The 15653-nt window shown below is 40.1% G+C and carries 14 protein-coding genes and 1 tRNA gene; 11 read left to right on the forward strand and 4 right to left on the reverse strand.

Annotated features, from left to right (window positions below):
- Positions 1–234 precede the first annotated feature (234 nt).
- Positions 235–681, reverse strand: a complete 447-nt coding sequence (locus tag R2Q94_RS17455; protein ID WP_316822757.1) for a KTSC domain-containing protein — start codon at positions 679–681, stop codon at positions 235–237.
- Between the two features lie 220 nt (positions 682–901).
- Between R2Q94_RS17455 and R2Q94_RS17460 the strand changes: the two genes are divergently transcribed.
- The 5 genes from R2Q94_RS17460 to R2Q94_RS17480 are packed head-to-tail and all read left to right on the forward strand — an operon-like array spanning position 902 to position 8549.
- The gene (locus tag R2Q94_RS17460; RefSeq protein ID WP_316822758.1) at positions 902–1585 is read left to right on the forward strand and encodes a response regulator transcription factor; all 684 of its coding nucleotides are present in this window, start codon (positions 902–904) and stop codon (positions 1583–1585) included.
- Positions 1586–1594: 9 nt separating this feature from the next.
- On the forward strand, positions 1595–2953 hold the full coding sequence (locus R2Q94_RS17465) for a HAMP domain-containing sensor histidine kinase (protein ID WP_316822759.1): 1359 nt from the start codon (positions 1595–1597) through the stop codon (positions 2951–2953).
- A 58-nt stretch (positions 2954–3011) separates the two neighbouring features.
- Positions 3012–4280: a TolC family protein gene (locus R2Q94_RS17470; RefSeq protein ID WP_316822760.1), complete on the forward strand. Its 1269-nt coding sequence runs from the start codon at positions 3012–3014 to the stop codon at positions 4278–4280.
- A 29-nt stretch (positions 4281–4309) separates the two neighbouring features.
- Positions 4310–5404: an efflux RND transporter periplasmic adaptor subunit gene (locus tag R2Q94_RS17475; protein ID WP_316822761.1), complete on the forward strand. Its 1095-nt coding sequence runs from the start codon at positions 4310–4312 to the stop codon at positions 5402–5404.
- A 28-nt stretch (positions 5405–5432) separates the two neighbouring features.
- Complete coding sequence (locus tag R2Q94_RS17480; protein WP_316822762.1) at positions 5433–8549, forward strand: CusA/CzcA family heavy metal efflux RND transporter; 3117 nt, start codon at positions 5433–5435, stop codon at positions 8547–8549.
- Positions 8550–8621: 72 nt separating this feature from the next.
- Here the strand turns inward: R2Q94_RS17480 and R2Q94_RS17485 are convergent, their stop codons facing one another.
- Positions 8622–10046 carry an alpha-L-fucosidase gene (locus R2Q94_RS17485; RefSeq protein WP_316822763.1) on the reverse strand — a complete coding sequence of 475 codons (1425 nt, stop codon included), beginning with the start codon at positions 10044–10046 and terminating at the stop codon, positions 8622–8624.
- Between the two features lie 168 nt (positions 10047–10214).
- On the opposite strand from R2Q94_RS17485, the gene R2Q94_RS17490 reads away from it, so the two are divergent.
- Entirely contained in the window at positions 10215–10466 is a 252-nt protein-coding gene (locus R2Q94_RS17490; RefSeq protein WP_316822764.1) for a hypothetical protein, read from the forward strand.
- Positions 10463–11152 carry an SRPBCC family protein gene (locus tag R2Q94_RS17495; RefSeq protein WP_316822765.1) on the forward strand — a complete coding sequence of 230 codons (690 nt, stop codon included), beginning with the start codon at positions 10463–10465 and terminating at the stop codon, positions 11150–11152. Before R2Q94_RS17490 ends, R2Q94_RS17495 begins: the two co-directional genes overlap by 4 nt.
- Positions 11153–11239: 87 nt before the next feature.
- Here the strand turns inward: R2Q94_RS17495 and R2Q94_RS17500 are convergent, their stop codons facing one another.
- Positions 11240–11707, reverse strand: a complete 468-nt coding sequence (locus R2Q94_RS17500; RefSeq protein ID WP_316822766.1) for a DUF5362 family protein — start codon at positions 11705–11707, stop codon at positions 11240–11242.
- A gap of 100 nt (positions 11708–11807) precedes the next feature.
- Here R2Q94_RS17500 and ychF point away from each other — a divergent pair, with 100 nt between their 5' ends.
- A complete protein-coding gene (ychF, locus tag R2Q94_RS17505) occupies positions 11808–12902 on the forward strand; it encodes a redox-regulated ATPase YchF (RefSeq protein WP_316822767.1) in 1095 nt (364 codons plus the stop codon).
- Positions 12903–13049: 147 nt separating this feature from the next.
- Here ychF and mgtE read toward each other — a convergent pair whose 3' ends face one another.
- On the reverse strand, positions 13050–14423 hold the full coding sequence (gene mgtE, locus R2Q94_RS17510) for a magnesium transporter (protein ID WP_316822768.1): 1374 nt from the start codon (positions 14421–14423) through the stop codon (positions 13050–13052).
- Positions 14424–14825: 402 nt separating this feature from the next.
- Here mgtE and R2Q94_RS17515 point away from each other — a divergent pair.
- The 3 genes from R2Q94_RS17515 (at position 14826) to R2Q94_RS22240 (ending at position 15653) form a co-directional block, all read left to right on the forward strand.
- Positions 14826–14897 (forward strand) — tRNA-Arg (locus R2Q94_RS17515).
- Positions 14898–15104: 207 nt separating this feature from the next.
- A complete protein-coding gene (locus R2Q94_RS22235; protein ID WP_410478572.1) occupies positions 15105–15329 on the forward strand; it encodes an integrase catalytic domain-containing protein in 225 nt (74 codons plus the stop codon).
- Between the two features lie 18 nt (positions 15330–15347).
- Positions 15348–15653: an integrase core domain-containing protein gene (locus tag R2Q94_RS22240; RefSeq protein WP_410478574.1), complete on the forward strand. Its 306-nt coding sequence runs from the start codon at positions 15348–15350 to the stop codon at positions 15651–15653.

Consider the following 15653-nt stretch of genomic DNA (forward strand, 5'->3'; position numbering starts at 1 on the left):
GGTATTCATCCATATGACAACAATATGGATTAAACAAAAGTCGATAAACATTGTTTGTGCATTTTAACAGAAATTTCAAGAAAAAATTACGCTATTCAATTCTGAATTATTACGGTCATCTTGTACCATACGTTTATGGAGAAAGGCATATGGAAATAAAAAAGGGGTTACAAAGCACCCTGCCTGTAACCCCTTTTAAGGAAATTAAATATATAATGTCACTAAAAGCTGCGCTTATGCAGTTTGTAGTTTAGCTATATTTCTGTATGGGAATGAATTGAAGATATGACGACGTGCGAATCTACCAGGTGAATCAGCATTTACCAATTTCACGTAGATTGCTTTAGGAACACCAAAGTATTCATAAGCGCTACCATCCAGGAAATGAACGGTTAAAACCAAACCTGCCCAGGTATAGTCAGCAATACCACAGTTTGTAGTAGTTTGCGTGTATTCTTCAATTGAAAGCTCTAATGTTTCTGGAGCAATACTTACTAAGAAATGATATGCTTCAATGATCTCCTTACTTTTAGTTTCCGCTTCCGCTTTAGCTTCTTCACTATCCTGGAATTTATCCGGGTGCCAATCTTTCATCAAATTCCTGTAAATGGTCTTCAATTCTTTTAATTCGGCATCCTTTTGTACACCTAATAGTTTTCTGTAGTCAACAATCTTCTTCATAAATATTTTTAATGCAATTATTGTCTTTGAAAATCAGCCCGTTTTTTAAGGTTAATCCGCTCCAGGGAAACAATATTTTGCAAAGATACGCTTTTTTATATGAAAGAAAGAGTAAGATTGTATTAACAAATCAATTGATATCCTGAGAGATAGGAAGAAATGAGCAGGATGACTATTTTTAATCTACATTTGTGCCTTCATCAAAAACCATTTTTCAGGTATGTTTAAAATCGGATTAGCAGAAGATGACCTCAAGATAGCCGGATTGATCAAAACCGGGTTGGAAGAGCAAGGATACCTTGTTACTATTGAATCGAATGGTGAACAAGCCCTTAAAACTTTTAAAGAACAGGATTTTCATTTGGTGATTCTGGACATTATGATGCCCGGATTAAATGGCATAGCGGTGTGTAAAGCCCTGCGTCATACGGACAAGCAGCTTCCGATTCTGATGCTCACCGCATTAGGAACAATTGACGATAAGGTGACAGGATTAAATTCCGGAGCCGACGACTACCTCCTGAAACCCTTCCATTTCAAAGAGTTACTTGCCAGAATTGAGGCATTATTGCGTAGACAACATGGCTTCAGTAAGCACAACAATGAAGATCAGATGCTTAGTTTTGAGGACATCAGCTTAAATACCTATAGCAAGGAAGTCAAAAGGGCAGGAATAAACATTGAACTGACGGCAAAGGAATACACCTTGCTGGAATTATTTTTACGCAACCCAAACCGCCTGCTTTCGCGACAATACATTGCAGAAAATGCCTGGGATATTAGTTTTGATACCGGAACCAATGTGATTGACGTATACATCAATTTCCTACGTAAGAAAATAGAGAAGGGCTTTGACAGAAAACTAATCCACACTAAAATTGGGATGGGCTATATCCTGAAATAACCTTAATAGATGAAATTAAAAGACCGCCTTTCCTTGTACTTCACACTGATCAGCACTTTAACCCTGCTGGCAGTACTATGTGCGGTCTACTTTACCTTCATCAAGTTTTTGGAAGCAGATTTTTTCGACCGGCTGACTGACCGGACTATGGTGACCGCCAAGCTTTACCTGGAGGCAGATGAAATCTCTGCGGATTCCTTGAATACGGTTAGAAATCAATACCTCGAAACTTTAAATGGCGAGGTCATCCGGATATACAATGCCAATAACAGTGCAACATTTATTGGGGACGACCAGCAATACTGGAGCCATGAAACCATTGATAAAGTCCGGAAGAACAAGAAAGTTCAATTCATTGATGGCGACAGACAGGTGGTTGGCATTTTTTATAAAGACAATCAGGGTGATTTCGTGATCCTTGCTTCTGGAATAGATCAAAGTACACATGTGAGGATAGAGAAATTGCAAAAGATCATGGTGATGATTTTTGTCTTCATTTTTATTGGCCTATTGCTTTCCGGAAGATGGATTGCCAAAAAGATACTAAAACCACTGGATCTGTTTATCGAGGAAGTGAAACAGATTAAATCAAACAACCTTCATTTTAGGGTTCAGGAAGGAAATAATAAAGATGAAATCAATTTGCTGGCGCAAAATTTCAATAACCTGATGGAACATTTGGAACAGGCTTTTGTCTTGCAGAAAACTTTTATTGCCAATGCCTCCCATGAATTGAGAACTCCTGTTACCAGAATGCTGATTGGTGCTGAAATTACCTTATCTCAGGAAAGGCAAATCGAGGATTATAAAAAAGCCTTACTTTCTATGATGGAAGATTCTGAAAAGATGGACAACATCATTACTGGTTTATTGAACCTCGCCCAGGCAGACCTGGAATTCGGGGCACCGGAACTTCAGGACATCAGGATTGATGAAACACTATGGGCAATTTCAACGGAATGGAACCAAAAAGGAACAGCGAAGCTGATCGTTGACATTAAAAACATGCCTGAAGATCCTGCTGAACTACTCATAAAGGCCAATCCTACCTTATTGGGAATCGCGCTAAACAACATCATCTCTAATGCTTTCAAATTTTCTGATCATCAGGATGTCCATTGTCTACTGGATATTCAGGCGCAAGAAACAGTGATTGCTATTACAGACAAAGGGCCTGGTATTCCGGAGGCCATACAAACAGAAATCTTTAAACCTTTCTATAGCTTTAGCACTGAAAGTGGCCATCAAGGTAAGGGAATGGGCCTTTATATGGCACATAAAATCATTACCCTCTTTCAAGGAACTCTTGAAGTACATTCTAAAAAAAATAAGGGTGCTACTTTTATCCTTCACTTTCCAAAGTTTTAATGCCCTTTTAATTTCTATTTAATTAGGGTTTAATTCCCCCCTGATAGTTTTGCCGGGGATGAAGAAACAATTAATCCTGACTAGCTTGCTATTTCTAGGTTTCAGTTCATTGAGCATGGCTCAAGACAGTCTAAAACTCACACTCAGGGAAGCAGAGCAATTATTTATCAAGGGAAACTACGAACTCATTGCCCAAAATTATCAGACTGAGCAAGCCAAAGCAGAAATCATTGCGGCCAAACTGTTTGACAATCCCGAGCTCAGCTATGAGAACCTGTTCTATAACCATGAAACTAAAAGATTCCTGGAAACCTCCAGGGCTAGCGGTCAATACAGCGCGCAAATCTCGCAGTTGATCAAGCTTGCCGGTAAAAGAAACAAGAACATTCAGCTGGCCAAAACCGGAGTACGTGTAGCCGAATACGCCTACTTCGATCTGATGCGTACTTTACGCTATCAGTTACGGAGCGATTTTTACAAAGCTTATTATGCACAGCAATCTGCGTCTATCTATGAGCAACAAATTCAGGCTTTAGACCAATTATTACAAGCCTCCGCGCAACAGCTCAAACTAGGAAATATTGCACAAAAAGACATCATCAGGATCAAATCGTTATTGTACAATCTAAAGGGCGAATACACCATTTTACTCAATGACATAGAGGATATGGAAAGCGCATTAAAATTAATGACCAATATCAAAGCTGATGTATGGCTACAACTCAGCATTCCGATAGAAGATGAGCAAAACTATTCATTGGAAAAACAACCTTACCTGCAACTGCTGGAAAGTGCAAAGGCCAACCGTGCGGATCTGCAAATGGCAAAATCAGAAATCAGCTATGCGGAACACAACCTCAGTGTACAAAAAGCCAATGCGATTCCTGATGTCGAACTTTCATTAAGCTATGACCTAAAAGGTAATTATCCGGAAAAATATACGGGATTGGGTGTGAAAATTCCCCTGCCACTTTTCAATAGAAATCAGGCTGAAATCAAAAAAGCACGAATTGCAATTGATGCGGGGAATATAAATTACAAACAAAAAGAAAATGCCCTTGAAAATGAAGTGTTCAACAGCTATAAATCTGCATTAAGAACAGAAAGCCTGTACCAAAGTCTGGATCCTAATTTCAGTGCTGATTTTTCGAAGTTAATTCAGGAAGTCACTAAAAATTACCGCAGCAGAAACCTCAGCCTCATGGAATTTCTGGACTTCTACGATTCCTATAAAGAAAACACATTGCAATTGAACCAACTGAAGTATGAACGTATGAATGCAAAAGAAGAAATCAATTACGTTACCGGTTCTACCATTTTCAAATAAGCAAAGCCCATTTAAAATATTCCATTCCCATGCAAATCATAATAAAAAACATCAGTAAACTCAGTTTTATTGGACTGGTTATCGCCAGTCAGAGTTGCAGCAGCTCCAAAGAAGCACCGGTATCTGAAAAATTTGCGGTGACCGACTCCCTGATCAACAGGCTGCTAGTTGACACTGTGCAACAGGCCAACAACAGAACAGATTTGAATTTTTCCGCAAAGATCACTGCCAATGAAGAGCGCAAAGCTGATATCTTTCCCATGTTGAGTGGAACAGTACGTAGTGTGCCCGTTAGATTGGGGGATAAAGTGATTGCTGGTCAGGTACTGGCTACCATGGGCAGTGCAGAAATGGCTGGATTTGATAAAGAAGCCAGCAGTGCTGCTGCCGAATTAAGGACTGCAGAAAGACAGGTTAAACAGGCGGAAGAACTGTTTAAAAGCGGTTTATCTTCCAGCAGAGAATTGGAAGAAGCAAAAAATGACCTGTTGATCAAACAGGCAGAAAACAAACGCGCCCTGGCTACCCTTAGATTAAATGGAGGCAATCATACTGGCAATTACACGATAAAATCACCTTTATCAGGCTTCATTATTGATAAAAATGTAAATGTAAACATGCAGGTTCGGCCTGACAATGACAATAAGATGTTTACTGTGGCTGATCTGTCTACGGTATGGGCAATGGTCAATATTTACGAATCCGATATCTCCAAAATCAAAGAAGGTGACGAAGTTCAGCTCTCCATCCTCTCCTATCCGGATAAAATGTTCAAAGGAAGGATCAATAAGATTTACAATATGATTGATAATGAGAGTAAGGTGATCAATGCGAGGGTGATTATTGCCAATCCCGGATATTTACTAAAACCAGGCATGATGGCAACAGTGATGATTGCTGCAAAATCAGGAATCGATTTGCCGGTGGTCAACTCCAGAGGCATCATTTTCGATGAAAATAAAAACTATGTACTTCTATTGGATGCAACCAATAAAATCCGCATTCAGGAAGTAGAAATCGGCCGTAAAACCGCTGATAAAGCCTATATCAGTAAAGGTTTGAATGCAGGTGACCGTGTTATTGCGTCCAAACAGGTTTTCCTGTATGAAAGCCTGAAAAACTAATCTATTCATCACTAAAAAAACAGCTGTAATGAATAAATTCATTAAGATGGTTATTGGCTTTTCGCTCAATAACAAATACTTTATATTTTTTGCCACCTTTATTTTGATCCTGGCTGGATACCTCAGTTTCAAGCATACCACCATTGAAGCCTTTCCTGATGTCACCAATACCAATATCACCATCATTACCCAATGGCCGGGACGAAGTGCTGAGGAGGTAGAAAAATTTGTAAGCAGGCCTTTGGAGATTGCGATGAATCCTACCCAGAAAAGAACGAGCATCCGCTCTTCTTCTCTTTTTGGCCTTTCTATTGTCAAAATCACATTTGAAGATGATGTGGATTATGCCGAAGCTCGGGTGCAGGTGAACAACCATATTGAAGATGCAGATTTACCTGATGGGCTTAGGCCAGAAATACAACCTCCCTACGGGCCAACAGGAGAAATTTTCCGCTATACTTTAACGAGTGATCAAAAATCAGTCAGAGAATTAAAGACTTTGCAGGACTGGGTCATTCAACGGGAATTACTTTCTGTTCCAGGAATCGCGGATGTAGTGAGCTTCGGCGGTGAAGTGAAGACTTACCAGATTACTGTAGATCCACAGAAAGCGATACAATATGGTGTTACTGCAACTGAATTATTCGATGCTGTTTCCAAAAGTAACGTCAATGTTGGCGGAGATGTGATTGTTCAGGCCGGACAAGCTTATGTGGTTCGTGGCATCGGAATATTGAACAATATTGAAGAGATTAAAAATGTGGTGGTGGATAACTTTAACGGAACTCCGGTTTACGTAAAGACGATCGCAGAAGTCGCAGAATCGGCATTGCCTCGCTTAGGACAGGTTGGCCGGGACCAGGATCCCGACGTGGTTGAAGGGATCGTGGTGATGCGCAAAGGAGAAAATCCGAGCGAAGTCATCAGTAATCTTAAAGAAAAGATCAAAGATATCAATGAAAACATATTACCGGCAGGCGTAAAGATTAGCCCCTTTTATGATCGGGAAGATCTGGTGAACTATGCCACACATACAGTTATGGGCAATATGATGGAGGGGATTATTTTTGTCACCCTGATTGTATTCCTTTTTATGGCAGACTGGCGAACTACGCTGATTGTATCTATTATCATTCCTTTAGCCTTGCTCTTTGCCTTCATTTGTTTGAAGCTGAAGGGCATGTCGGCCAACTTATTATCTATGGGGGCGATCGACTTCGGGATCATTATTGATGGTGCTGTAGTCATGGTTGAGGGCATTTTTGTGGCCCTCGACCATAAAGCCAAAAAAGTTGGGATGCAGAAATTCAATGGGCTGAGCAAATTGGGATTGATCAAGAAAGCTTGTCTGGAGAATGGAAAGGGTATTTTCTTTGCCAAGCTGATCATCATTACCGGTTTACTACCCATCTTTACCTTCGAGAAGGTGGAAGGAAAAATGTTTTCTCCATTGGCCTGGACTTTAAGTTTTGCTTTATTGGGTGCCTTACTCCTTACCTTTACCTTGGTTCCTGCGCTGGCCAGTGTGTTGCTGAAGAAAAATGTCAGGGAGAAACACAATATTTTTTTAGAGTTCCTCACTAAATACGTGACCATTTTCTTCGAAAAGTGTTTTAAATTCAGGAAACTAGCATTCGGATTTTCCATGATCATCCTGATTGCCGGGCTGTTCAGTTATAAATTTATGGGCACGGAATTCCTGCCAACGCTGGATGAGGGCTCCATTTATGTGCGCGCTACCGGGCCACTTAGCATTTCACTTGATGAAACAAAAAAGCTCTCTAATGAACTAAGAAAGATATTTTTAAGCTTCGAGGAAGTGAAACAGGTGATGTCGCAAACCGGTCGCCCGAATGATGGAACTGACGCCACAGGGTTTTACAACATGGAATTCCATGTAGACATTTATCCCAAAAAAGAGTGGAAACGAAAACAGAGTAAAGAACAACTGATTGAAAGGATGCAGGAGAAATTGAAGAGTTTCCCCGGGATTAGTCTGAACTTTTCTCAACCGATCTCCGACAACGTAGAGGAGGCTGTATCGGGAGTAAAAGGATCTATTGTGGTCAAGCTTTTTGGTCAGGATTTCCAGTATATGGAAAAAGAAGAAGAGAAAATTGAAGACATTTTAAAAACTGTAGAGGGCATTGAAGATTTAGGGATTTTAAGAAATCTGGGACAGCCGGAGTTACAGATCAATCTGGATCAAAAGAAAATGGCATTATATGGGGTGAGTACTGCGGATGCCAATGCGGTCATTGAAATGGCCATTGGCGGAAAAGCAGCCACTCAAATTTATGAAGGAGAGCGCAAATTTGATTTGATCATCCGTTATCCCGAAGATTTCAGAAAAGACGAAAGCGATATTGCCAAGCTGCGTATCCCTACTATTTCAGGAGCAAAAGTTCCTTTGGGGGAGATCGCCAGTATCAGAAAGATCACAGGTCCGAGTATCATTTACCGGGACAAGCACCAGCGCTATGCTGCGATTAAATTCTCTATCAGAGGAAGGGATATGGGGAGTGTGATTGCTGAAGCTCAGGCCAAAGTAAATGAAAAAATCAAGCTTCCAAAAGAGTATAAGCTGGAATGGGCTGGAGATTTTGAAAACCAGCAAAGGGCTACAAACCGATTATCCCAGGCGGTTCCAATCAGTTTATTACTTATCTTTTTCATCTTATTTGTACTGTTTGGCAATATCAAAGATTCCTTATTGGTATTGAATAATGTACCTTTTGCAATGGTAGGTGGCATTTTAGCGATTCTGGCTACGGGCATCAACTTCAACATCTCTGCGGGAATAGGTTTCATCGCACTTTTTGGAATTTGCGTTCAAAATGGGGTAATCCTGATCACCAAATTTAAGCAGAACATGCTGGAGTTGAAACATCGTGCGGACTGGACTTTTGCAGATGCCATTAAAGATGGGGTAGTGAGTAGAATGCGCCCGGTAATCATGACGGCATTAATGGCAGCCATCGGGCTGATGCCTGCAGCTTTATCTACGGGCATAGGTGCTGAAGCTTCGAAACCTTTAGCGATTGTAGTTATTGGGGGCTTAATCACCAATACCCTGTTTAACCTTTTTGTATATCCAATCGTCTTTTACTGGGCTTACCAGAAAAAAGCGAATCACTGGAAATAACCCCCATGGGGATTATCCTTAACTCCCTATAAGCACATCGAAATGGAGCTTATAGGGAGTTGATGTTGAATTTTATAGATCTGCCGCCTTATACACAGCTATTTCTGAAAGCACCGGGCAGGCATTTGCTTCCAGAATATGAATGCGGATTTTACTTGTAGTTATCGTAGGAAAAGAAAGGATTCGTTTATGACCAATGGTGCTTTGCTGGTCTATTTTTTTATAGGTATTTCCATCCAGATATTCCACTGAGAATGATTTCACCCTTTGTCCCAGGGCAATATATTCCTGCAACACCACCCGATTCAGTTCAGTTGCTTTCCCCAGATCAATCGTAATGCTTGCAGTTTTCAACTGGTCATCGGTAGCCCAATAGGTAGCCGGATTACCATCAGTCAGGTGTGCCGCTACAAACTGTGCTCCTTTTCTGGTATTACTAACGCTTACTTTTTTGCCTTTAGCCAGATTTGTTTTATAACTGGCATCAATGGTTTTTCTAAACTCCATTAATCTTGTAGAATCATTGGGATGAATCAATCCTTCACGATTTACCGGAACGTTCAGTAAAAGATTTCCGTTACGCCCGATCGAGGTTTCATAGATAGATACCAGTTCTTTTAAAGTTTTCACTTTATCATCTGTAGCCGGACTATAGAACCATCCTGGCCGGATGGAAACATCCACTTCCGCAGGAATCCAATATTTACCATTTTCATTTCCGGTATTCAAAACACCAGCAGCGGGAGCATCTGCTCCAACGCCAAAACCATCTGTATTTAAAGTAGACCAGTTTGTAGCACCTGCAACTCCTCTTTCGTTCCCCATCCAACGTACATCAGGACCAATATCACTAAAGATCATCGCTTGTGGGTTGTATTTTCTCACGATGCTGTTGAACAGCTTAAAATCATAATTCTGTTTTTTCTCATTTTCTCCTTTTGCACCGTCAAACCATTGTTCAAAAACAGGTCCGTACTGGGTATGCACTTCTGTCAGCGTTTTGGCAAATACATCATTATATTCCGGACTGCCATATTTAGGGTGGTTACGATCCCATGGCGATAAGTATACGCCGAACTTCAGGCCATACTCTTTACAGGCAGCAGAAAGTTCTTTTAATACATCACCTTTACCATTTTTCCAGGCACTTTCTCTTACGGTATGGGTACTGTATTTACTTGGAAACAGGCAAAAACCATCATGGTGTTTCGCAGTGATGATGATCGCTTTCATACCTGCTGCTTTTGCAGTACGTGCCCATTGACGGGCATCCAGCTTTGTTGGATTGAAAACTTTAGGATCCTCATCCCCATGTCCCCATTCTTTATCAGTAAAGGTATTCGGTCCGAAGTGGATAAACATATAATATTCCATATCCTGCCATGCCAGCTGGTTTTTATTCGGAATAGCCCCGTATGGAGCAGGAGCTTTTTGTGCTAAAACCCCGGTGGTACTCAGCAAAAAAGAGCATAAGAAAAAAAATGATGACTTATTCATACAGTAAAATTCATTTATGGTTAGGTATTGCCCCTAAATTGCAATATATAAGCGGCTGTAAGTTCTTTTTTTTTGCCATTAAATTAAATGATTTTGGCTTGAAATACAGCGACATGCAAACACTCAGCAAATTTATGTGTTATATAAAATGGAATTAAGCCCTTAAATATGAAAGACAACCTATCCCATCCAGATGAGTTTGATATTCGTCTGGATATAGATGGTGCAGATACCATCATTACCGTAAAACCGGAGGAGACCAGTGATGGTGCCCGGTATTTTGTCTGCTATATTGGCCCCGACAGGATTACCCAGTTACGGGAAGAAATGGATGGGAAATGGGAACAAATATGGGGGATTCTTGACCATTGGAGGATAGATTCCATTGGAAAAGAAATTAATCTACGTCAGAAATCATGAGCAATCCTTTAAAATTAAGTGCAGGAAGATTTTCCATTGAAAAACACCAATATGCGAATATTGGTTTGTCGGAACGCATGGTATCTATGTTTTTGAGTGGCGCTTTGATTAGCTGGGGACTTAGAAAACCATCTAAAACGAAGTTTCTTTATGGTGCATATATGGCCTATCGAGCGGCAACAGGACGTTGTTTGCTTTATGAACAATTGGGTATTGATGCCAGAAGACCACGTGCTGTAAATATCCGGGGAGAATTTGTCATTGAAAAACCTGTACAGGAAGTATTTTTATATTGGCGAAACTTAAATAATCTTCCGGGAAGTATTCAGCATCTTTTAGATGTGAAAGTTATTGATGAACATATGTCGACCTGGAAATCCAATGTCATCGGGAATTTATTTGCGGTAAACTGGGATGCGGAAATTGTAAAAGAAGAGCCGGGGCGTCTGATTGGCTGGAAATCGGCTGCGGGTTCTTTAATTCATCATGTGGGCAGGGTCGAATTTTCGCCTTCGGAAGATGGTAGAGATACCTTATTAAAAGTTGTCTTGTCTTATCGTCCGCCTGGAGGAGGAATAGGGATCGGCCTTTCCAAATTAATGAATCCTTATCTGGAAGGTTTGCTAAAAAAAGAGATGATGAGTTTTAAGCATACCATAGAGCAAAAAACGCCCGTTTATACCTGATTTCTATAAAGAACAAGGCCTGTACCATTAAATGATACAGGCCTTGTTCTTTATCATATTTATTTTGTCAATAGCTGGCTGTTTTTATTAAGTAGCAGCACCAATAGCTACTATAATAATCAACAACGAAACCGCAAGGATCGCCAATGTGCAGATCGTCATGATTCCCACAAATTTAAATAGGGACTTCATTTTAGCTGTTGCTTCTTCCAGGCTTTCCTGATCCATATACAATACTGCTTGTTGTGCGGAATTGGCATATTTGAACAACATCAAAGAGGGATAAAAATAAAGAATTCCGGTGATCAGGTAAGTTGCTGTAGTGGTCGCAACACTGCCATTACCGAGTGTGTTTTTACCTAGTTTATTCAGCGATTCCATCACAACCGGCATTGTTAAAGCCAATAAAATCATCAAAACGCAGCCTACAAAACCAACTATTGATAGAAATTTTGCCCATTTAGCCGTTTCATAGATATGGCTACGCATATCTTCGGTAATGATAAGTGTTTCTATCTCTGCCTGATCGGTCTGTGTTTCTTCAAATTCTTCCATATCGCTGTATTTTAAACGTTAATTAGTTTTAGATACCCTAAACATAAAGAATATTTTTAAAAAATTGGTAGCTTTGCGGCAAAACTAGAAAAAATCATTCATGGCATTACAATGTGGTATAGTTGGTTTACCAAATGTTGGAAAATCTACCTTATTTAACTGTTTATCTAACGCAAAAGCTCAAGCGGCTAATTTCCCTTTCTGTACAATCGAACCTAATATTGGTGTCATCACCGTTCCAGATGAGAGGTTAACTAAATTGGCAGAATTGGTAAAGCCAAACCGTATTGTTCCAAATACAATTGAGATTGTTGATATTGCAGGTTTAGTGAAAGGTGCTTCCAAAGGTGAAGGACTAGGCAATCAATTTTTGGGTAACATCAGGGCTACAAGTGCCATTATCCATGTATTGCGTTGCTTTGACGACGGAAACGTGATTCACGTTGACGGTTCAGTTGATCCGATTCGCGATAAAGAAATCATTGACACAGAATTACAACTTAAAGATTTGGATACGATTACAAAACGTATTCAAAAAGTGGAGAAAATGGCTAAAACCGATAAGGATGCCAAAAGAACTTTCGATATTTTAAGTGTGATCAAAACTCATGTTGAGTCGGGATTATCTGTACGTTCTGCAGCCGTAGCTCCGGAAGATTTTGACTTTATTGCAGATATGGGTTTGTTGACTCAAAAGCCTGTAATGTATGTTTGCAATGTAGATGAGAACTCTGTGATCAATGGCAATGCTTATGTAGATCGCGTGAAAGAGGCGGTAAAAGACGAGAAAGCTGAAGTATTGGTGATCTCTGCTAAAATCGAATCAGAAATTGCGGAACTGGAAAGTTATGAAGAGCGTCAGGAGTTTTTAGCTGATCTTGGTTTAACCGAATCAGGTGTAAACAAACTGATTGTTGCTGCTTACCGTTTATTAGACTTATATACTTACTTCACCGCTGGTGTTCAGGAAGTACGTGCATGGACGATTACTAAAGGATTTACCGCACCACAGGCTGCCGGAGTAATCCATACAGACTTCGAAAAAGGTTTCATCCGTGCAGAGGTCATCAAATATAATGACTTCGTTACTTTAGGTTCTGAAGCTGCTTGTAAAGAAGCTGGTAAATTGGCTGTAGAAGGAAAAACATATGTGGTGGAAGATGGCGACATCATGCACTTCCGTTTTAACGTATAAACAGCATTAATTGCTGAATAGAGGTTAAAAAAGAAAACCGGATAGATTCGTGATTACGAAGTATCCGGTTTTTTTATGCCGTTTTTTTTTGCCGGCTTTCTTCAGTTATTTCTTTATGATATTAAATCGATGGTCTCCTCCATTAATCTAGAGCAGCACGCCAGTCAGGAACATCACTGCTACGGAGAAGTAAATAATCAGACCTGTAACATCCACCAATGTAGCCACAAAAGGTGCGGAAGAAGTAGCAGGGTCTGCGCCTAGTTTTTTCAGGATTAAAGGAAGCATAGAGCCTGCTAAAGAACCCCAGAGTACCACTCCAACGAGTGAAACGCCAACGGTGACACCAATGAGCAGCCAATGCGGTCCATAAATCGGCGTAAAGGTACTCCATAAAGCAATTCGGAGAAAACCTATCGTACCCAATACCACACCGAGCATCAATCCGGAAATGATTTCTCTTCTCATCACTCTCCACCAGTCGCCTACCGTGATTTCACCCAGGGCCATGGCCTGAATGATCAAAGTAGAAGCCTGGGAACCACTATTTCCGCCACTTGAAATGATCAGTGGTACAAACATCGCTAAAATGACTGCTTTAGCAATATCTGCTTCAAAATGTCCCATTGCAGTAGCCGTGAGCATTTCTCCAAGGAAAAGTACCACGAGCCAGCCTATTCTCTTTTTAAATAAACCAAAGATAGGCATGTCTAAATAAGGTTCATCCAGTGCCTGGGTACCCCCTATTTTCTGCATATCTTCTGTATATTCTTCATTTGCAATCCAAAGAATATCATCAACAGTAACAATACCTAACAATACATTGTGTTCGTCTACCACAGGTAAAGCCACTCTGTTGTTCATTCTGAAGATATTGATGGCCTCTTCCTGGTGGTCATTCGCATTCAGGGCAATCAGTCGGCGATCGGTCAGATCACCAATTTTTGCATCGGGATCTGCCAGGAGAATCTCCCTGATCCTGATGTCATCCAGTAAAGTCCCATCTCTGTCGATGACATAAATCACGTCAATGGTTTCTGAATTTTTACCATAACGCCTGATGTGTTCCAGTACTCTGGCTACCGTCCAATCCTTTTTAACAGCCACATAATCGGGTGTCATTAACCTTCCTACACTGTCTTCTTCATAGCCTAAAAGTGAAAGTGCTTCTACTCTATCTTTTGCTGGAAGCAGAATGATGAGTTTTTTCACTGCCTCACCGCTGAGTTCAGAGAATAAGGAAGTACGATCATCAGGTGGTAAGAGGTTGATCAGCTCAGCGAGTTTATTACCTGGAAGTTTTTTAATGATTCTTTCCTGAGTCGGAAAGTCAAGGATTCTGAAAACGTTAACTGCCCTTTTAATGGACAAGGTATCTATGAATGTGACGGCATGTTGGGGAAGTTCGTCTATCAGATGTTCAACATCAGAAATATTCAGATTGTCTAAATATTCCTTTAATTGTGTGTTGTCTTCCTGCTCTAAGAGCTTTACGATCTCTTCAACAATCATTTCTTCCATACGCCCCTTCTTTTACATGATTTTCATTAATCTATTCTTTTCATGCCGAACGCCCTGGCAGGCTGATTATTCATCAGCAAGCCCATTGCAACGGCATTTATCATTTTTGCAAAAGTGCCTTTTTATTTTTGAAAAACGGCCTTAATAGCAGAATTAAATTGTCTTTTCCCAGAAGCACTTGTTCCCGAGAAGAAAGACACACCTACTTCGCTCATTATCAGATTTTAAGAGAACAGATTTATGCTATGATTTGATTTGTTTTTTTGAGTTAAAATATAGGTTTACCCATTACTCCTGTTATTTCCTATGTTTTTATCTGATGATGTGCTGAAAAAAGAGGAAAATATGGAAATTTAAAGAGTATTAAGGAATAACCAATCTAATTGATATATTTGCCGAAATGTTTCCGTAGTTCAATGGATAGAATTGTTGATTCCGGTTCAACAGATGGGGGTTCGAATCCCTTCGGGAACACAAGAAACCCTGTTTAATATATATTAAACAGGGTTTCTTATCTTTATCCTACTTCGTCGGGAGGGTTTTAAAGACCGTTATAACAGAGTTTACAGGTTCTATAAGTTATAAGGATTAAATCTGCGCAGTAAAGGACCTAGAAGAAATCTAGCGGGCGCACATCGTTTGGAAAGAGTACTGGCCTCGCATTTACATGAATGCTGAAGTATGGGTTTTGTATCCGATCAGCTATTTGACGGGCGAAAATTTAGATCCTTAACTATTGTAGATAATTATACCCGATTTTGCCTTGATATTTATCCAGAGCAAGGCATTAAGGTGAAACAAGTATTAACAGTATTAGAAAGATTGAAGAAGGAATACAAATCTATTCTAAAAAAGATTAGAGTCGATAATGGCAGTGAGTTTATCTCCAAAGCATTGGATAAATGAGCTTAAGAAAATCAGGTCATACGTAATTTCTCCCGTCCGGGAAAACCCACAGATAATGCGTACATTGAGTCTTTTAATGGAAGTTTCCGGTATGAATGCCTAAATACTAACTGGTTCTTATCAATGAAGGACGTCATAGAAAAAGTTGAAGTATGGGAAACAGCATATAATACCTTTAGACCACATATTTCCTTGGAAGCTTTAAGCCCTCATGAGATGTGGAAAAAATGCCAGTTAACGCCCTGCTTTTCGAATTTAGAATGTCTTAAAATTGGGGGATGGAGGTCAATAAAATGGCTACAGCCGGATGTAACTAAAACTTAA

This window comes from Pedobacter gandavensis (assembly GCF_032678465.1).
GTDB lineage: Bacteria > Bacteroidota > Bacteroidia > Sphingobacteriales > Sphingobacteriaceae > Pedobacter > Pedobacter gandavensis_B.